Source organism: Providencia alcalifaciens (assembly GCF_915403165.1).
Classification (GTDB): Bacteria; Pseudomonadota; Gammaproteobacteria; order Enterobacterales; family Enterobacteriaceae; genus Providencia; species Providencia alcalifaciens_C.
The window spans coordinates 310677-330722 of record NZ_OU659204.1; the positions used below are offsets into that span (position 1 = coordinate 310677).

General features: G+C 43.1%; 17 protein-coding genes. 6 read left to right on the plus strand and 11 right to left on the minus strand.

The annotated features are described in order from the left end of the window. Positions 1–49: 49 nt before the first annotated feature. Both LDO73_RS01370 and LDO73_RS01375 read right to left on the minus strand, forming a co-directional pair. Positions 50–490, minus strand: a complete 441-nt coding sequence (locus tag LDO73_RS01370) for a helix-turn-helix transcriptional regulator (RefSeq protein ID WP_224059862.1) — start codon at positions 488–490, stop codon at positions 50–52. Next, on the minus strand, positions 487–1809 hold the full coding sequence (locus LDO73_RS01375; protein ID WP_224059863.1) for a type II toxin-antitoxin system HipA family toxin: 1323 nt from the start codon (positions 1807–1809) through the stop codon (positions 487–489). Before LDO73_RS01375 ends, LDO73_RS01370 begins: the two co-directional genes overlap by 4 nt. A 289-nt stretch (positions 1810–2098) precedes the next feature. Between LDO73_RS01375 and yihX the strand changes: the two genes are divergently transcribed. Genes yihX through fabY form a run of 3 tightly spaced genes read left to right on the plus strand, consistent with a single transcriptional unit; the run spans position 2099 to position 4156 of the window. Further along, positions 2099–2713: a glucose-1-phosphatase gene (gene yihX / locus LDO73_RS01380; protein WP_224059864.1), complete on the plus strand. Its 615-nt coding sequence runs from the start codon at positions 2099–2101 to the stop codon at positions 2711–2713. Between the two features lie 54 nt (positions 2714–2767). Beyond that, positions 2768–3205: a D-aminoacyl-tRNA deacylase gene (dtd, locus tag LDO73_RS01385; protein ID WP_224059865.1), complete on the plus strand. Its 438-nt coding sequence runs from the start codon at positions 2768–2770 to the stop codon at positions 3203–3205. A 27-nt stretch (positions 3206–3232) separates the two neighbouring features. Beyond that, on the plus strand, positions 3233–4156 hold the full coding sequence (fabY, locus tag LDO73_RS01390) for a fatty acid biosynthesis protein FabY (protein WP_224059866.1): 924 nt from the start codon (positions 3233–3235) through the stop codon (positions 4154–4156). 113 nt (positions 4157–4269) lie between these two features. Here the strand turns inward: fabY and LDO73_RS01395 are convergent, their stop codons facing one another. Further along, positions 4270–6045, minus strand: coding sequence for an AsmA family protein (locus tag LDO73_RS01395; RefSeq protein WP_224059867.1), 1776 nt, complete (start codon positions 6043–6045; stop codon positions 4270–4272). A gap of 125 nt (positions 6046–6170) precedes the next feature. Next, positions 6171–7559, minus strand: coding sequence for a uracil-xanthine permease family protein (locus tag LDO73_RS01400; RefSeq protein ID WP_224059868.1), 1389 nt, complete (start codon positions 7557–7559; stop codon positions 6171–6173). 235 nt (positions 7560–7794) lie between these two features. Here LDO73_RS01400 and gltS point away from each other — a divergent pair, with 235 nt between their 5' ends. Next, positions 7795–9009, plus strand: coding sequence for a sodium/glutamate symporter (gltS, locus tag LDO73_RS01405; protein ID WP_036948572.1), 1215 nt, complete (start codon positions 7795–7797; stop codon positions 9007–9009). 133 nt (positions 9010–9142) lie between these two features. On the opposite strand, the gene recG is transcribed toward gltS, so the two are convergent. From recG to gmk, 5 genes are read right to left on the minus strand one after another with little or no spacing between them, the layout of a single operon-like run. Then, on the minus strand, positions 9143–11224 hold the full coding sequence (gene recG, locus LDO73_RS01410; RefSeq protein ID WP_224059869.1) for an ATP-dependent DNA helicase RecG: 2082 nt from the start codon (positions 11222–11224) through the stop codon (positions 9143–9145). 9 nt (positions 11225–11233) lie between these two features. Further along, positions 11234–11947 (minus strand): tRNA (guanosine(18)-2'-O)-methyltransferase TrmH, encoded by a 714-nt coding sequence (gene trmH / locus LDO73_RS01415; RefSeq protein ID WP_036948577.1) that lies wholly within the window; start codon positions 11945–11947, stop codon positions 11234–11236. A 30-nt stretch (positions 11948–11977) separates the two neighbouring features. Beyond that, the gene (gene spoT / locus LDO73_RS01420; protein ID WP_224059870.1) at positions 11978–14107 is read right to left on the minus strand and encodes a bifunctional GTP diphosphokinase/guanosine-3',5'-bis pyrophosphate 3'-pyrophosphohydrolase; all 2130 of its coding nucleotides are present in this window, start codon (positions 14105–14107) and stop codon (positions 11978–11980) included. Between the two features lie 19 nt (positions 14108–14126). Then, positions 14127–14402 carry a DNA-directed RNA polymerase subunit omega gene (gene rpoZ, locus LDO73_RS01425; RefSeq protein WP_006659598.1) on the minus strand — a complete coding sequence of 92 codons (276 nt, stop codon included), beginning with the start codon at positions 14400–14402 and terminating at the stop codon, positions 14127–14129. 56 nt (positions 14403–14458) lie between these two features. Next, positions 14459–15082, minus strand: a complete 624-nt coding sequence (gene gmk, locus LDO73_RS01430; RefSeq protein ID WP_224059871.1) for a guanylate kinase — start codon at positions 15080–15082, stop codon at positions 14459–14461. Between the two features lie 310 nt (positions 15083–15392). Between gmk and ligB the strand changes: the two genes are divergently transcribed. Continuing rightward, on the plus strand, positions 15393–17105 hold the full coding sequence (ligB, locus tag LDO73_RS01435; RefSeq protein ID WP_224059872.1) for an NAD-dependent DNA ligase LigB: 1713 nt from the start codon (positions 15393–15395) through the stop codon (positions 17103–17105). A 37-nt stretch (positions 17106–17142) separates the two neighbouring features. Here the strand turns inward: ligB and LDO73_RS01440 are convergent, their stop codons facing one another. Beyond that, positions 17143–17757, minus strand: coding sequence for a trimeric intracellular cation channel family protein (locus LDO73_RS01440; RefSeq protein WP_036948588.1), 615 nt, complete (start codon positions 17755–17757; stop codon positions 17143–17145). A gap of 123 nt (positions 17758–17880) precedes the next feature. Here LDO73_RS01440 and LDO73_RS01445 point away from each other — a divergent pair, with 123 nt between their 5' ends. Then, a complete protein-coding gene (locus tag LDO73_RS01445; RefSeq protein WP_224059873.1) occupies positions 17881–19209 on the plus strand; it encodes a DUF3748 domain-containing protein in 1329 nt (442 codons plus the stop codon). A gap of 288 nt (positions 19210–19497) precedes the next feature. Here the strand turns inward: LDO73_RS01445 and LDO73_RS01450 are convergent, their stop codons facing one another. Then, positions 19498–19866 carry a YceK/YidQ family lipoprotein gene (locus LDO73_RS01450; RefSeq protein ID WP_224059874.1) on the minus strand — a complete coding sequence of 123 codons (369 nt, stop codon included), beginning with the start codon at positions 19864–19866 and terminating at the stop codon, positions 19498–19500. Between the last annotated feature and the right edge of the window lie 180 nt (positions 19867–20046).

Sequence of the window (20046 nt, forward strand, 5' to 3'; positions counted from 1 at the left end):
GCCCTATAAAATGCAAAAGCCAAGTTAATTATTTAGCTTGGCTTTTATTTTAGCGATTCTCTGAGAGCCTTTTTAATATATCGAATGATATTGGCACCAGAGCCAATCTAAATTTGAATGGCTTAGTTATGGCGTTGAGCGTTTCGACAGAGAGATTCCCTCGGTTGTTTTCAATATCAGAGATAGTTTTTCGTGAAACTCCAACCAATTTGGCAAACTGCTCTTGGTTTAAACTAAGGAATTTCTTTCTTAGTTGTTGAATGCCCTCCCCAATAGTGATTTCTCCATGAAGTAATTTTGTGGATATTTCTAGATAATAGCTTTCCCTGCTTTCCGGTATTGGTTTGCGTTCGTTCTGAATATGGCTTTTTAATTTTAATTGTTCGGTTGAATTACCCCGATTAATGTGTAAATCGTGCAGTTCTTCTCTTCGCTCCTGTTTTTTGATCCGCTCGATTTCTGTGATCATTTCTAGTTTTTTATCGGTCATACTAACCCCCATCGTGTTAATTTTTCAGGGATAAAATCAAATCCAAAAGTTGGCATGTTGAGAATACTGTCGGGAACACCGCGTTTCTGTAGCCTTTCTTTTAAGCCGACTAATTGAGTTGCAGTTCTTTTTATCTCTTTGATAATAATGTTTACATCAGCTAAATCAGAGAATGATTTTGCAATACCAATATAATCAAACTCACCAGCTTGCTCATATTGTGTAGACCATTTTGCCGTACGTGAAATACCTTCAGGGTCGGCTTTCATTGGTGCAAAATCATAAATTGGGGCAAATTTTATTTGGTTATCAAACAGAATAAAGGACGTATTTCGGCCATGATTATCACTATTACCAAAAATAACGTTTAGCAAGTCTCGGTTTATCCATTCCGCTATATATTCTTCTCGGGTAAATGCTGATTTTATATTGTTATTTTCAATAAGTTGCAGTAAATCTCTGATCATTTTTTCATTATGCAAAGATGCTCCTGGCCCCATATTTAAAATAGAATATACAGATTGTATTGAGGGCTTGCTGATGACATCTCCAGAGCGTTGGATATCAAAGCGAGGTAGCCATAAGGAAGGGATATTACTTTCAAGGAGCTTCATGGTCGCTGTTTCTATGGTATTAAAACCCAGAGCAGCCAATTCATGGTAGTAATGAAATTCGGTACGTAGAATATCGCAATCTATTGGACTTCGACTTCCCCTCGGATATTTCACTAGATAAGCAAGGTCGTCTGGGCGATATGAATAGTCTTGATGATAATCTATCCAGATATGGTCATCGTCAGTATAGCGAAGCAATAGCTTTGGTGCTTCACCTCCTGCCCCCGTAGCGCCTCCCGCAATTCCTCCTTTTTCATGAGCATAATCTAAAAAGTCAGAAGACCTTTCGGTGACATCGCTGAGTGTAAAAAATAGCTCTTTTTTCTCTAATTGGTCATCGATTGATTCTTTTGATCTTAAATTACCAATAGGGGCAGCAGTGGCATATTTTAGCAGGATGTAATCTTGAGCCTTTGTACTGAGGTTTTTAATATCAAGCTTTTGAACCCAAAAACGTCGACTAGCGCCGCTAGGGAGTAGATCATCTAAAAAATGGTTTTCTTTATTAAAATCATAAGGAAATAATTGTGTTGGGTAATTTATTGACACGGAGTGATTATCACATAAATTTAAATTCTCTAATGCGTAATCAAAACTGTAATTAACCCGAGACACCTTAAAATCACTTGAAAATTCAATAGATGCAACATCTATCCATTTCTGCTCAATGTATGCTTCAAGAGTGATATTTTTTAAGTCATCCACATCGTTGCTCCTCAAAAGATTTATTGCAGTCTATTGAGTAGTATAGTGCTCATTTTTTATGAGTCAAAGGCTATTATGAGTAATATATTACTCTTTATGTTTATTGGTTTTGACTAAGTGAGATGGGAACCAAGAGAGATGATTGAAAAATAGATAAAGTAGGATGTTTTTATGATCAATTTGCTTAATCGATAAATTGAAAAATAACCTTAATAATCCTTAATTAGGGCTGTTCAGTTGCCTCAATAATGATTAAAGTAAATTTAATGAATAACTAAGAGGACAATTTATGCTGTATATCTTCGATATGGGTAATGTGATTATTGATATCGACTTCAATCGTGTGTTTGATAAGTGGTCTGAACTGAGCGGTACCCCAAGTTCAGAAATCAAAAAGCGATTCACTTTTGGCAATATCTTCCAACTCCATGAATGTGGCAAAATTTCAGATATCGAATTTGCTGAACTGCTCTGTGAAGAGATGGATATCACCCTAAGCTTTGAAGATTTTGCGGAAGGCTGGCACTCAATTTTCATCTCACTAAGACCAGAAGTCATTGATATTATGGAACGTCTGCGTGAGCAAGGTCACCGCGTTGTTGTGTTATCTAACACCAACCGCCTGCACCTTGATTATTGGCCAGAACACTACCCCGAAATTGCAGCGTCCTCTGACTTCCTGTATCTATCCCAAGATTTAGGAATGCGTAAGCCAGACCCGGAAATTTTCAAATATGTTCTGGAATCTGAAGAATTTGAAGCAGCTGATGCGGTGTTCTTTGATGATGTAGAAGAAAACGTAAAAGCAGCTGAAGCACTTGGTATCAAAGGTGTTCATGTCTTGAATAAAGACACCGTTCCTGAATATTTTCGGACTTACGACTTTAGTGCCGAAGTCGAATAATCCAGTTCTTAATAAGGAGTAACGGCGACGTTACTCCTTTTTTATCGAGTACCCATGATTGCATTAATTCAAAGAGTCACTCACGCGAGTGTGGTTGTTGATGAAAAAACAGTAGGGCAAATTGGTTCTGGTCTTTTAGTTCTGCTTGGTGTTGAAAAAGACGATGATGAGCAGAAAGCAAAACGCCTTTGTGAGAAAGTCCTTGGATATCGTATTTTTAGCGATGAACAAGGCAAAATGAATCTCAACGTTCAACAAGCTGGCGGAAGCTTATTAGTGGTTTCGCAGTTTACGTTAGCCGCTGATACCAAGAAAGGGATGCGCCCAAGTTTCTCCGGCGGAGCGGAGCCGGCGAAAGCGGATCAGCTGTATCAATACTTTGTTGAGCAAAGCCGTGCACAAGGCATCGTGACAGAAACGGGCGAATTTGCGGCGGACATGCAGGTTAGCTTAACCAATGATGGTCCCGTTACTTTTTGGCTGCAAGTGTAGAAAAATCGTTTAAAGGAGGGGGGAGAGATGTACCATCTACGGACACCAAAAGATGAACTTGAATTCGCCGCATACTACCAATTTCGCTGGTCGATGCTGCGAGAACCATTCAAACAACCCCTTGGCTCGGAAAAAGACGGTTATGATTTAACCGCTCACCACCAAATGGTAGTCGACGAAAAAAATCGTATTTTGGCCATTGGGCGCTTATATATTAATGCCGATAACGAAGGCGCTATTCGCTTTCTCGCCGTTAATCCTGTCATGCAAGGCAAGGGTTTAGGCAAACTGATTATTATGGCGCTTGAAACCATTGCAAGGCGCGAAGGCGTTAAACGCATCGTGTCCAGTGTTCGAGAAGAAGCCGTACCTTTCTTCGCCAAAATGGGTTTTGAACGTCGTGGCGAAGTCACTGGGGAGCTGAAGACCCCTGTTCGACACTATTTGATGATCAAACCGATTGAAACCCTTGACCAAATTCTCCATCGTCCTGATTGGTGCGGTGAGCTTCAGCAAGCTTGGCACAAGCATATTCCATTGAGTGAAAAAATGGGTGTACGTATTGAACAGTACACAGGAAAGCGCTTTGTAACGACAATGCCAGAAGCAGGGAACCAAAACCCTCATAATACTATTTTTGCTGGAAGCCAGTTTTCTCTCGCCACTTTAACTGGCTGGGGAATGATTTGGTTGCTGCTACAAGAGCATCAATTAGGCGGAGAAATTGTTCTGGTAGATGCCAATATTCGCTACGCAAAGCCCGTTAGTGGACGCCCAACCGCAGTGGCTGATCTCTCACATCTTAGTGGAGATTTAGACCGTCTCGCCCGAGGAAGTAAAGCGCGGGTAAAACTGGAAGTGCATGTGAGCAATGCAGAAAACCAAGTGGGTGCGATATTTAGCGGTGTATATATGGTGTTACCAGAAACGAAGAAAGAGAAAAGCGAATAATGTCTTTAGGTGACTGACTGTTTTTGGTGAAGAATAGTTTTCAAGTGAATAATCGAAAAAGCAGGCTAGTCCCTTCGGATAGCCTGCTTTTTATTGCTTATTAACTCACTGCTTTATTGAGTAACAATATCAGGAACATGCCTATCAACAGGGTAGGTATTTTCTGCTGGTGCAGTTTGTGATAATGGTGCTTGTTCTACAGTGGCGACGCTAGACGCCACATGGCCATCAACTACCGTACGCAGTTGAGCGCTTCCTTGAAGTGGCTTAGCGGTTAATTTTCCGTTAAGGCTTGATGCTAGAGGTGAGGCGAGTAAATCCCCTTGCAATGATGCCTCGAAATCTCCCCACATTTGAGGTGAAAAGCCTGACCAACCCCATTGGTTTAAATCACTTAAATCAATGTTGGTGCCTGATGCTCGTAATTCAAAAGGGGCTTTATTCGGCTCTTGCTGTGCCAGTAAACCGATTTTTGCGATACCACGGTCAACGCTGCCGCTGAGACTGGCGGCGGTACGCCCATTACTTCCTGCGATTTCTAAAAGTGGACGGCGGATCATCACCTGGTTGATGGTACCTGCATCAGCATTGAAAGTAGCTTGTCCCTTCCAAATTCCCCACTGTTTTTGTTTGATCAGGTCAACATAGCGAATGTTGCCGCTCAACGCGGTAAATTCGAAAGGAAACTCAGGTTGAATATTCATCAGCAAAGACTGCGTGACAGTGAAATTATCAATGGCGAATGTGGATAACCACGCGGGTGCAGGTTGAGCAAAGAACGACAGCCAATTATCTGGCAAGGTATACAGAACCCCAGCGAGTGTCCCTTCAGTGATGGTCAGTGATTTATCGTTACGTTGCCAAACCGCACTGAGGTTAAAAATACCTTTATTGTAGTAGCCCGAGAGCTTATCAACATTGAGGTTATCACCGTCAATGTTCAGCTCACCGATGAGCGTATCAATTTGCTGGTCTTGAATAACCAATTGATCGACATTGAAATTAATATGGCTTTTCGGGCTGCTCCAACTTCCTCTCACTAAGGCAATTTGGTCGACTTCGGTACTCAGACCCGAAAGCGCCCAATCACGCCCTTGAATATCCACATTGGTCAGCTGTAATTGGTTGATTTGCAAAGTTCGGTCACTGTTTATTGCATCAAATAGCGCATCAAAGGTTAAGTCATTCTGCCAGCCCACTTTATTCATCGACAGGTCATCAATGGTGATAGAGCCGTCAGCAAACCATTTTCCTTTGCCCGTGATCGCACCATTATTCAGGTAGCCGCTGATTTGGCTAAAGTCCGTCACCTTTTCTTGTAATTTACCTGTGATCGCGACATTTCTAAAAGGGAGGGAATTCAAGGTTAATTGACCGGTAGTAAAGCGAAAATCACCATAACCAAATGGATTTTCAGTTGTCGGTTTCCATGGGGTTATACCCCCTGTAAATCCTGCGACTTGAACGGTGTTTTTACCTTGAGTTAATTGAATTTGGCTATTTTCAAATTGCAGGACTTTCGTAGAAAGCGGTAGCGGCGATGTGTTATCGGTAAAGTTTGCAGATAAGTCGCCTTGAGTGATGGTTAAGCGTTGAATGGCTTCACCACTGAAAATATGTCGCCAATTGATATCCACCACAATTTGCCGAGCATCTAATTCTAGCTGCTTGTTGCTTGATTCAATCTTAATGTCTTGGAAAATAAATTTACCCGGCTCGGAGAACTGATGTCCCATAATGCCGACGTTAATGTCGTAAGGCGTAAATTTACTCAGAAGTTGGCTGGCGTAACCTGCTCCCCATCGGGTTTGTAAGGCAATATAACAGGCAAGAAATACAATCAAAAGAAGCAGAAAAATATAGCTGAAAAACCTCAGTAACCCTTTCACGTTTGTCTGCTCCCTTATTAATCAGATAAAAATAGAAATTGCCGACATGTTTAATATATCGGCAACTCAAGGATAGCATACAGAAGAACCGCCGGCGTGTTCAACTCTTGCGGCGGTGAAGGGAACTATTTTTCGTGAGGGAAAATCAAGTTCAGTACAATTGCAGTTAAACCACCGGCCGCAATACCGGATGAAAACAAGGTTTTCAGCCAATCAGGCGCAAATTGCAGGATCAGTGGTTGTTGAGAAACCCCCATTCCTACTGCTAGAGACAACGCAATGATCATAATTGCACGGCGGTTGAGTGGTTCACGAGAAACGATACGCACACCGGACGCCGCAATTGTGCCGAACATCACAATGGTTGCACCACCCAGAACAGGTTCAGGAATTTGTTGCACAAAACCTGCAACCGCAGGGAAAAGACCCAGTAGCACCAACATCAACGCCACTAAGTAACCCACGTAGCGGCTAGCAACACCGGTTAATTGAATGACGCCATTGTTCTGACCAAAACAGGAGTTAGGGAAGGTATTAAACACCGCAGACACCATGGAGTTTAGTCCATTCGCTAATACGCCGCCTTTGATACGTTTCATATACAGAGGCCCACGTACTGGCTGCTCGGAGACATCTGACGTTGCCGTGATATCACCAATGGTCTCTAGCGACGTCACCATAAAAATTAGGATCAGTGGAATGAGTAAATTCCAATCAAACGAAAGTCCATAATAAAAAGGCTCAGGAACTGTAATCAGAGATTGATTGGCATCACTCGGTTGCACGGTTGGTAACATGTCCATCCACCAAGCTGCAAGGTAGCCTACCGCCATTGCAATCACTAACGATGCGACGCGCAAATACGGGTTTTTCTGGCGCGTTAGCAGGATAATGACGGCTAAAACAATACCTGCAAGAATGAGGTTATCAGGGGAACCAAATGTGTTATCGGCAAGCGCACTGTAGCCCCCACCGATTGAGGTTAAACCGACTTGAATCAGTGATAAACCAATGATCATGACCACCACACCAGAAACCAGCGGCGTGATAACTCGACGAGCTAAATGTAAGAAGCGAGACAAGATAACTTCGGTTAGCGCAGCGACCATTAACGTACCGAATAATGCAGCCATCATGGATGGAATATCGGCTCCACCTTGCTTGAGTGCAACGCCACCCATAATCAGCGGTGCAACAAAGTTGAAACTGGTGCCTTGAATGGAAAGCAATCCTGAACCAACAGGCCCCCATGCACGGATCTGAATTAGGGAGGCGATTCCTGAAGCAAACAATGACATGCTGATGATCCGCTGGGTGTCATGAGCGGGTAGCCCAAGAGCTTGGCAGATAAGCATTGCGGGGGTAATCACCGCGACAAACATCGCTAATAGATGCTGTCCAGCAGCAAACAGCGCCTGGGGTAAAGGCGGTCTATCTTCAAGGCGATAGATCAGTTCGCTTTGATTTTGTACTGTTTTTTCAACACTTTGTTCTTCAGATGCCGTTGCGTTCATTATTCCAATTCCACTAGCAAAAAGCGCATTTTAAAGAGAATAATACAAAAAGCAATCGTTTGCGCTAAATAAAAGAAAGTATCATTTAAAATTATGAGTGTCACATTTTTATATGTTTTAACTTGTATTTATCGCAATTTTTTTTTCTAATCCCTGCACCTGCTTTTGGCGTTTTAAGGAAAAAAATAACGTCTAATTAGTTTTAAATAATATTAACAACAGACGAGGTACGTAAATGTATCATCTCGATGTCTACGGCACTCTGGTGGCAGCCACGCTCGTGCTATTACTCGGACGCAAACTGGTAAAGTCAGTTTCATTTCTTGAAAAATATACTATCCCCGAACCCGTTGCAGGGGGATTATTAGTTGCTTTTACCCTGTTAGTGGTTAAGCAAGTATTTGATTGGAGCCTTTCCTTCGACTTATCACTGCAAGAACCGATGATGCTCGCGTTCTTTGCAACCATTGGTTTGAATGCGAACTTAGCGAGCTTAAAAGCTGGCGGTAAAGCATTGTTAATCTTCATTTTTGTCGTTGTCGGATTATTGCTGGTTCAAAATACAGTCGGTATCGCACTTGCGAAATTATTAGGTTTAGACCCTCTGATGGGACTATTAGCCGGCTCAATCACTTTATCAGGTGGACATGGTACAGGTGCCGCTTGGGGTAAAATCTTTACTGAAGACTATGGCTTCAAGAGTGCAACTGAAGTTGCAATGGCTTGTGCAACCTTTGGTTTAGTACTTGGGGGACTTATTGGTGGTCCTGTTGCACGTTTCTTAATTCGCAATATCCCAACCCCTGGTACCGCGGATGAGGACAAAGATGTTCCAACCGCATTTGAAAAGCCACAATCCAACCGCATGATCAACTCGATGGTGTTGATTGAAACTATTGCGTTGATTGCTATCTGTTTGCTAGCGGGAAGCTGGATTGCTGGGCTACTATCAGGCACCGCATTTGCACTGCCTAAATTTGTCTGCGTATTGTTTGTCGGTGTTATTTTAAGTAACAGCCTATCTTTACTTGGTTTTTATCGAGTATTTGACCGCGCAGTTTCTGTCATGGGTAACGTCAGCCTATCCTTATTCTTAGCCATGGCATTAATGAGTTTAAAACTGTGGGAATTGGCGTCTTTAGCCATCCCAATGTTAGTCATCCTCGGTGTTCAAGCTTGCGTTATGGCAGGATATGCGATTTTTGTTACCTTCCGTGTGATGGGCAAAAACTATGATGCTGCCATTTTAGCTGCGGGTCACTGTGGCTTCGGTTTAGGGGCAACACCAACCGCTATCGCTAACATGCAAGCGGTAACCGATAAATTTGGTCCATCTCACCTAGCATTCTTAGTAGTGCCAATGGTAGGGGCATTCTTTATCGATATTGTGAATGCGTTAGTGATTAAGTTCTACTTATGGTTACCCGTTTTCCCAACGATTGGCGGCTAGTACAGAACAAGTATTAAAGTAAATACAAACATATATAACTAAATGTATAAATAAAGCAGGTATTGCCGTGGACATGGATGTGTTCACGGCAATTTTCATTTTAGGGTAGGAAAAAGTTAGGACAGGAAAAAGTTTAAGCGTGGCTATATTGTTCGCGCTCAGGGAGCCAGCGTTCAATAATCTTTTGAGCATGCTCAGGGTAGTTTTGCTGGATGTGTCGAGCTAGCCGTTGTACTTCTGGCAACATATATTGATCTCGTAATAAATCGGCAACTTTAAAATCCGCATTGCCTGTCTGCCTTGTACCTAGCAGCTCTCCGGGACCTCGAATTTCTAAATCTTTTTGGGCAATCACAAAGCCATCGTTACTGTCTCGTAAAACTTGCAAGCGTTGCTTGGCAGTGTGAGTGAGAGGCGTTTTATAAAGTAGCACACAGTGAGAGGCGATAGAGCCACGACCGACTCGCCCCCGTAGTTGGTGCAATTGCGCTAGTCCAAGCCGCTCAGGGTTATCAATAATCATCAGGCTTGCGTTCGGAACATCCACCCCGACTTCGATGACGGTGGTAGCAACAAGTAACTGGATTTCGTTATTCTTAAATGCCGCCATGATGCTCTGTTTTTCTGCGGGTTTCATGCGACCATGTACCAACCCTACTTTGAGTTCAGGTAGTGCCAGCGCCAGCTCTTCGCTGGTAACTTGAGCGGCTTGCGCTTCAAGCACCTCTGAGTCATCAATCAATGTACACACCCAGTAAGCTTGCCGTCCTTCCTCTAAACAGGCTTGTCGAACGCGCTCGACAATATCACTACGTCGGGTATCTGGAATTGCCACTGTCGTGACTGGGGTTCTTCCTGGAGGAAGCTCGTCAATCACGGAGGTATCGAGATCGGCGTAAGCGGTCATCGCCAGCGTGCGTGGGATTGGCGTAGCGGTCATGATTAACTGATGTGGATGGAAACCTTGCTGTTCACCTTTCTCACGCAGAGCGAGCCGCTGGTGAACGCCAAAGCGATGCTGTTCATCAATGATGACTAACCCTAAAGAGTGAAAGCTCACTTGCTCTTGGAAGATGGCATGGGTACCGACGACCATCGAGACTTCGCCGCTAGCGATGGCATCTTGTTGTTGCTGGCGCGCTTTACCTTTTTGCTTACCCGCTAACCAGCCTACTTTGATACCTAGAGGTTCAAACCACTGCTTAAAGGTGTTCGCGTGCTGTTCTGCAAGAATTTCAGTCGGTGCCATTAAGGCAACTTGTTTACCATTTTCAATGGCGCACAGTGCGGCTAATGCAGCCACAAGTGTTTTACCGGAACCGACATCTCCTTGGATCAAACGCATCATTGGGGCATTTTTCTGTAAATCAGTTTCGATTTCTGCCACGACGCGTTTTTGCGCGTTAGTGGGTGAGAACGGTAAATTTGCCAGTAAAGGCGTTTTAAACTTTCCCGATGAAACCAATGGTTCAGCATAGAGCCGTTCATTACCAGCCCGAATGGCGAGCATACTTAAATGGTGAGCCAGTAACTCTTCGAGGATCAAACGCTTTTGAGCTGGGTGATGCCCTTTTTCCAACTCTTCTAACGAGACATCCGGTGGCGGAGTATGTAGCAGTCGAATGGCATCAGGGAGGCTAATTAGGCTACGGCTGAACTCTTCAGGCAGTAATTCTTGAATATTGCCACTTTCTAGCATGCTTAGCGCTTGTTCCATCACTTTACGCAATGTGGCTTGGCGGACGCCTTCGGTTGTCGGATAAACGGGTGTTAGGTTCTCTTGAAGGGCGATATTATCCGTTTCTTGAGAAACTTTATATTCAGGGTGAATGATTTCAGGCCCTGTATTACCACGACGCACTTCTCCATAAGCAGTCACTTGACGACCTTCGGCCAAACTGTTTTTCATTGCAGCAGAGAAGTTGAAAAAACGCAGTGTGAGGTTGCCTGTACCATCACTGATCAGGCAGGTCATCATTCTTTTACGTCCAAAGACGACTTTGGTTTGTAGAACGTGACCGGTGATAGTGGCCGTTGTGCCGGGCATCAAGTCTTTAATCTGATAAAGACGCGTATGATCTTCATAACGCAGTGGAAAATGCAGAAGCAAGTCCTGAACTGTGTTCAACCCGATTTTACTCATTTTTTCTGACTGGCTGGCACCGATGCCATGAAGTGAAGTCAGTGAAATGGTATTAAGCAGACCACGGTTCATATCGATTCCTTAACTGAGTTGTTTTCTCTTCATTTTTTCAGAAAGCTGCATTTGTGCCCACCAAGCATCATCGGCTTCTATCTGACCTTGCTGATTGATAAATGGGCGAGGAAGTCCTTTGCGTTTAGCAACTTCAGCCAATACAGGATAGCCGCCTTCAAATAGCCATTCTTGTTGTTCTTGCTCAGATAATAGACTATTTTCTCGGTCATACATGCCCGCGAGTTGGCGCTGACGCTGGGCTTCATACAAAATAAGCGCAGAGGCAACAGAGACATTGAGTGACTGCACCATACCAACCATTGGGATGATAATATGTTGATCTGCAAGGGCTAATGCCTTATCTGAGATACCTGTTTTCTCTTGTCCCACCATAATACAGGTTGGGCGGGTATAATCAATTTCTCGAAAATCGACAGCCGTATCTGACAGATTCGTCACTAAAATCTGCATACCTTGGGATTTTATCTGAGTAATGGCACTTTCTGTGGATTGGTGCGAGATGACTTTTACCCAACTATTACTTCCCGCCGCAGAAGAGACAGAGAGTTTAACCTGTTGGTCTGGCCAAATGGCATGAATTTTGTGGATCCCGACAGCATCAGCACTGCGGACAATCGCAGAAACATTATGAGGCTTATGAATTTCTTCAAGACAAAGTGTTAGGTCGGGCTGCCGCATCGCCATCATTTGGCAAATGCGGCGATAGCGGCGTTCATTCATAGTGAGAGTTCGTGTTTTTAATGATATCGACTAATTACGGTTACGGCTGACGCGTAGAACGTCTGGCATGATACGAATTTTACGCATCACGTTAGCCAATTGAATACGGTTTTTAATCGACAAGCGAATAAAGGCACAGTAAACACGACCATCTTTCTCTTCGGTGTTCATGCTTTGAATACTTGAATTCGCATCATTGATAGCGGCGGTCAAGTTAGCAAGGGCACCTTGATGGTTTATCATATCGACTTTAATTTCAGCGATAAAATCCGTGTCTGTTTCGGTATCCCACTCAACAGCCATAAATTTATCCGGTTCTTTCTGATAACCACGGATATTACGGCAAGATTCATGGTGAATAACCAATCCTTTACCTGGGCTAATATGCGCAATAATCGGGTCGCCCGGGATAGGTCGGCAGCATTTTGCAAAGGTGATTAAGACACCATCAGCTCCCTTGATGGACAGTTTATTACGGCTTTCCGTAATCACTGGTTCTTCAACGGCACTTGGCTGAGCACTTTGAGGGTTACTTTGCAAGTTGCGAGCGACCACAACACTCATGGCATTACCTAAACCAATTTCGGCAAGTAAATCATCAATAGAGTGAAGCTTCATGCGAGCTAATTCGGCATCAATACTTTCACGAGGTATATCCGTGATTTTGGTGCCTGTGCCTAGCGCATGATTGAGTAGGCGACGACCTAAATTAACGGAGTCTTCGCGTTTTAAATTCTTCAGTAACTGGCGAATTTTTGCACGTGCTTTTGAGCTAACGACAAAGTTTAGCCATGCTGCATTTGGTCGAGCGCCCGGTGCAGTAATAATTTCTACCGTTTGACCGCTAGAAAGTGACTGGGAGAGTGGGTAAGGTTGGCGATCAACTCGCGCACCCACACAGGCATGACCGATGTCAGTATGCACGGCATATGCGAAGTCCACCGGAGTCGCGCCCGTCGGTAATTCGACAATACGACCTTCAGGGGTGAAAACGTAAATCTCATCAGGAAAGAGGTCTGATTTTACGCTTTCAATAAATTCAAATGAGCTTCCCGCACTCTGTTGGAGTTCGAGCAAGCTTTGCATCCAACGCTGGGCTTTCACCTGCGCAGTGGTTCCCAATTCGCCTTGTTCTTTATATGCCCAGTGAGCAGCAACACCCATTTCGGCCATTTGGTCCATATCTTCAGTACGAATTTGTACTTCGACAGGTACCCCATGAGGCCCAATTAATGAGGTGTGGAGGGATTGGTAGCCGTTAGCCTTAGGAATAGCAATATAGTCTTTGATTCGCCCCGGGCGAGGTTTATAAAGACTGTGCATTTGCCCTAAAACACGGTAGCAGGTATCAACGTCTTCAACGATGACCCTAAAAGCATAGATATCCATAATGGAATGGAATCGCTGCTCTTTTTGATGCATTTTTCGATAGATAGAATACAGATGTTTTTCGCGACCACTGACTGTACAGGGTACACCCGCTTCTGTTAATCGACCGTCAATTTCAGAAAGGATTTTTTGGATCATTTCTTTACGGTTACCACGAGCGGATTTCACCACTTCCTTGATAACACGATAACGGTTTGGATACAGTGCTTCGAAACCTAACTCTTCGAGTTCGGTTTTAATATGGTGGATACCTAAACGGTGCGCGAGGGGGCTGTAAATTTCCAGTGTTTCACGCGCTATGCGGCGACGCTTATCGGGTCGTAATGACCCAAGCGTGCGCATATTGTGAGTGCGGTCTGCCAGTTTGATCAAAATGACACGGATATCCTTCACCATTGCCATGATCATTTTACGGAAGTTTTCTGCTTGAGCTTCTTTCTTGTCGCGGAAATTCAGCTTATCCAGTTTGGAAACCCCTTCGACTAAGCCGGCGACGGTGGTTCCAAACAGCTGCTCTATGTCTTGAAATGTCGCTGGAGTATCTTCAATCACATCATGAAGTAGCGCGGCCATCAGTGTTTCATGATCCAAACGCATTTCAGCCAGAATACAAGCAACAGCAACAGGGTGAGTAATATAAGGCTCACCACTGGAACGGGTCTGCCCTTCATGAGCATCCCGTGCGACAACATAGGCTTTTTTCAGTAATTCAACTTGCTCTTTTGGGAGGTATTGTTGAATTATGAGATTTAGGCTTTCAAACAGATACAAGGCAGACCCACCTTAGTAATTAGCGACGACCTTCAGCGATCGCAGAAACTGCCTGCATTTCAGCGGCTTCTTGCTCTTGCTGTTCTTGGCGTTCACGCACATCCAAAATGTGACCGTTAATTAAACCTTCTTCTACTTCACGTAGCGCGATAACAGTGTGCTTATCGTTTTCTTCTGGAACTAAAGGATCTTTACCGCCAGTTTGTAACTGACGAGCTCTACGTGCTGCGACCAGTACGAGGTCAAAACGGTTACCAATTTTTTCTACTGCGTCTTGAACAGTTACGCGTGCCATAAGTGTGCTACTCCAAAGAAATAAAAAAATGACCTGATATGATACTGAAACTATTCTCAGTCTGCTAGTAATTTGCTGATTAAAGCATCATGTCGCTGGACTTGGCGACCTAATCTCAAACGCTCAGCACGCATGATAGATTGTAAATCGCTCAGTGCGGTGTTGAAATCGTCGTTTACAATGACGTAATCGTATTCATTGTAATGCTCAATTTCGCCAACTGCTTGTGACATGCGCTTTTCAATGACGTCATCACTATCTTGACCACGACCACGCAGACGGCGATATAGCTCATCTTTTGATGGCGGTAGGATAAAAATACTACGTGCTTCTGGCATTTTCGCGCGAATTTGCTGAGCACCTTGCCAGTCAATATCAAGAAACACATCCACGCCACTATTTAAGACTTCCTCAATAATAGGTTTTGAGGTGCCGTAGTAGTTACCGAAAACACAGGCATGCTCTAAAAAGTCATTGTTCTCAACCATCTGAAGAAATTCAGTTTCAGAAACAAAGAAGTAATGCTCGCCATGAACTTCGCCTGGGCGTGCAGATCGAGTTGTATGAGAAACAGAAACTTGAGTGTCATACAACGGTTGTGTCTTCAATAATGCTTGGATAAGACTGGACTTACCTGCGCCACTAGGAGCAGAGAGAATATATAACGTGCCTTGTATCATGATGATTTCTTGAATATTTGTGGGTTAGACATAAAAGATAGTGATAAACCCTACATAGTATACACGTACTTAAGGCAACATGCAGCGATATCAATTAACCATGAAATAAGAGTAAAAAATTTTGGTTATTGGAAAATTGCGAACGCCTTCCAGAAAATAAATGTAACGCGATGAAAATAGTATTTGTTTTACGAGTCGCTATGCAATTGGCAAAAGTACCTACTGTATCTCTTTATTGATTGGCCCAGAATGCAATGGCAACGCAGCGCTTTATCATTCAATTCATTAACGTCAATATAATAGGGATATTATGCATTATTTTTCAGTCAGGAAACTCTGGAAATTTGGTTGGTTCTGCCTATTACTTCAATCTGTTATTTCAATAGGCTACGGTGCGGAAACGGTAGGCTCTCAAAAAACATGCCGCTCATTAGACAATGAATTAATAAGAATGGAACAGCAACGTCTGGGGGAGCAGCTACAAGAGTGGGATAGGCAATATCAAATCGACGGTGTGAGCGGCGTAAGTGACGAAGTTTATGATCAACTTTTGGTGAAGTGGCAGCAGGGGCAGCGCTGTCAAAACTTGCCTGACACGCTAGCACAACCATTACAGCCTAAAACTGAACGATTAACAAAGCATCCCATACCCCATACGGGATTGAAAAAATTGAAATCAGAAGAAATAGACGCATGGATAGCGGCTCGTCATGAAGTTTGGTTGCAACCTAAAGTCGATGGTGTCGCAGTGACTCTGCACTATGAAAATGGACGTTTAGTGTCAATGATTAGTCGGGGCAATGGGAGTGAAGGACTGAATTGGCGAGATAAAGCCGATTTTATTCAAGCTATCCCCAAAATTATTTCAACGAAGCAATCTCTTGTTTTACAGGGTGAATTATTCTGGAAGCTCAATGGGCATGTACAAAATGAGGGTGGTGGAAAAAATGTACGGAGTAAAATTGCGGGTTGGTTGATGCGCAAGGAGCTACCTACACAGATCACGAATGATATCGGTATTTTTATCTGGGCATGGCCTGATAACTCCGTCGCTATGAATCGTCAATTGAGTGAATTAACGACGCTAGGGTTTGACTGGGTACAACGATATAGCCATCCAATCGCTGACTATCAATCAGCAGCCGAGTGGCGTGACCACTATTATTCAGCGTCGATGCCATTTGCAACCGATGGTATTGTTTTGAAAAGCTTTCCAGCACCGCCCTCATCGGCTTGGCGAGCAAACCAAAACAGTTGGAGTGTGGCATGGAAATACCCGTTAAAAAGCGTAGTTTCAGAGGTTGTTGACTTAACTTTTCGGGTAGGCAAATCAGGTGTGGTGAATGTGATTGCTAACATTCAGCCAGTCACGATCGACGATAAAACCGTGAGTAAAATCCGCATTGGCTCGCTCAATTCCTGGAAGCAAAAAGATGTGTTAATTGGGGATAAGATCCAACTAACGTTATCAGGACATGGGACGCCATTTATGGAGCAAGTCATTTGGCGGCGAGAGGCTCGGTTGTATCCGAGCACATCATCTCTCGAAAACTTTCATTCATTGAGCTGTTTAGCATATACACAGGATTGCGCCCCCCAATTTATTGCTCGCTTGGCTTGGCTAAGTAAGCAGTTAAAGATTCGCGGGGTGGGCGAAAAAACATGGAAAATATGGGTAGAGCAATATGGGCTCTCAACGTTACTTGGCTGGCTTTCTCCTCAATGGCAAGATTCATTACCTAAGAATAAGAAAACGACAAATGCGCTTAGCCAGCTACAAAAATCATCTATGCAGCCAATAGTAAATTGGTTGAAAGGGCTTGGAATTCCTTTAGAAATCGGCCATTTAAACAAAATAACTACGATAGAAAAATTGAATGAACGAGAGAGTGTGGAGGCGCTGGGCTTATCTGAAAAACGGAAACAGGCATTAAAGTACTGGTTGGCAGAGCCTGAAATTCAGAAGGCACTATACACTTTGCAGGAACTGTATACTTTGCAGAGGCTAGATATCAGCCATTAGCGGTTAAACGAATGGCTGATAGGAAGATCAGTTTTGGTTAATCTTGGCTTTCGTAATTAAAAATAGGTAATCCCAAACGGTAGCGGATGGCAAGTAACCTAGCACTCAAACCTGCGACTAACGTGATAATGACCACGATATCTTTAGGGAGCGGAGTATACAGCAAACCGATATATAACCATGCGGCAGCAAAAGAGACGCCTGCGTATACTTCTTTTTGGAAAACCAGAGGGATGGTGTTACACAGCATGTCACGAAGTACACCACCAAATACACCTGTAACCACCGCCGCAATGGCGGCAATGATAGGGCTATAATTCATATCGAGGGCGATTTGAGCACCAAGAATAGAAAAGACGATTAGACCAATCGCATCAAGTATTAAGAAGAGCCGGCGAAGGTGTTTCATCATCGGGGCTATCCAGATGGTGACAATGGCAGCACCTGCCACTGTCATGATGTATTCGGGGTGGGCAACCCAACCTAGAGGATAGTGACCGAGTAGAATATCACGAACAGAGCCACCGCCGATGGCTGTCGCAGAAGCAATAATAATCACGCCAAAGACATCCATTTTACGGCGTCCAGCAGCTAAAGCGCCTGTCATGGCTTCGGCAGTAATACCAATAATATAGAGAACACTTAATAACATGATGGTTTTATTCAATACTATAGTGATTGTCTAAGGGTAATATTACTTGCGTAACTTCTCGACTGAGATTTTTTATTCTCTTAAAGAATTGATTAGTTAAAGTAATCCGATAGCCCGTGTTAAATGATGTCAAAGGATAACAGATTGAACAATAAAATACCTTATAAAGAAATGCGTATTACTGATGATTCAAGAAGTCATCAGCTTACAAATATTAATGTTTGGACACCAGATAGTCAGTGGTTAGCTTATGATGTTCGACCAAGTGGCAGTTCATTTACCGGGCAAACCATAGAAAAAATTCATGTTACGACACGACAAAAAGTGGAAATATATCGCGGGCAGCATGGCGCTCATGTTGGTGTGGTGACGGTAAGTGCGGAAAATCCACCTCGTTATGCCTTTATTCAGGGACCAGAATATCCCGATGAGTCTTGGCAGTATGATTTCCATCATCGTCGGGGTGTTTACGTTGATGACAACCAACTTGGTATCGCTCATCCGATTGATGCGATGTGTATTACACCGCCTTATATGGCAGGTGCGCTCAGAGGTGGAACACATGTTCATGTTTTCAGCCCCGACGGGAAGTGGCTGAGCTTTACCTACAATGACCATGTTTTGCATGAGCTCGATATTCAATTAGACCAACGGAATGTGGCTGTTGCTGTACCTGCAGGCGCTGTGACCGTTGAGCCTATCTGTCATGAAAGAGAATATAACGGCGACTTTTTCTGTAGCGTTGTCACGAAGACGACTTTGACACCAACACCGAATAGCGACGAGATTAGCCGAGCTTATGAAGAGGGATGGGTTGGTCAACGTGGTTATATGAATCAACAAGGTCAGTGGCAATTACGTGCACTAGCGTTTATCGGAGATACACATCATCAAAATGGTGACGTGATCCCTGAAGTTTATTTAGTTGATCTGCCCGAAGATCCAAATGAATTCAAAATTCAAGGTGATGAACCTCTGCAAGGTACCGAAAAAAACATGCCAGCACCGCCTAAGGGCGTGAAACAAAGGCGTTTAACGTATACACATCATCGGAAATATCCAGGGTTAGCGAAACAGCCAAGACACTGGCTGCGTTCTTCTCCAAATGGCGAATCAATCGCCTGTTTGATGCATGATGACCATGGCACTGTGCAGCTATGGTTAGTGACAACGGCAACAAGGGCGCTTACCCAAGTGACATTTGGCGAGTCTTCAATTCAGTCTGCATTTAGTTGGAATAAGACCGGTGAGTATCTCTGCTTTGTGTATGACAATAGCGTTATACGTTGCCATGTGGCGACCGGAAATTTAGAACGGTTAACCCAGAGAACAGAAATAGCCCCTGTTGCAGATGCCGTTGTCTTTTCTCCAAATGATAAATTTATAGCATTTATGCGAGATATTGATGGGTTTAGGCAGATTTATATTGTTGAGACAGGGTTGTCTAATTAAATTTTATCTGGAATAACACTTATGAAGAATAAAAAGGTGAAAATTTATCTCTTTATTCTTCAAAAAAAGAGAACTTAAGTAATCATTAAAATAAATGCTCAATATTCGATTCAAGTATATTGATTTGAAATTAATAAGCGCTGGGTTAATAGAATAGATTAAAAAAGATGGAAATTTGGTCAGTAAGATAAAGGCGCTGTTAACCTAAATTAAGCTAATAATATTAATTGTATTTTAAGTATTATATTCCTGATTAGAGCATCAATACGCTACTTTAATATAGGGCAATCATTGAGATTTCTTTGGCTGTTGTTTATCAGATGATGGCTTATCAGATGACTGTTTATCAAGTCGCTGTTTATCAAGCTGTTCTACACGTTTTTTTGGTGAGTCAGACTCTTGTGAACTGCTTGAATGCATATAATCCATCGGAATTAATAATGTATCCATAAGTGCGGTAAATGGTAAATCAATAACCAGTAATGGTTTAACTACCCAGCCCGTATCTTCATGCTGCAGCATATCAACACTATTTTTTGTTCCAGGATAATAGCTATCAGTAGGGCCAGCATGAGTCATAATACTGGAGCAGCCACTTAATGTAAGAGTCAATAATGTGGAAAATGCTAACGACCTAAGAAAAATCAAGCTTGGCATATATGTTGACCTGCATTGAAATGGATTTTGTCTAATCAGAGATCATAATAACTAAAAACTAAAAATTCACAATCGAGCAACCCTATTATTATTTAAGATACCCTCTGAATAATAGCTCTTTTTTGTATTATTTTATGTCGACGATGTTAATAATTAGCAATTAAATTGTTTTTAACTAAA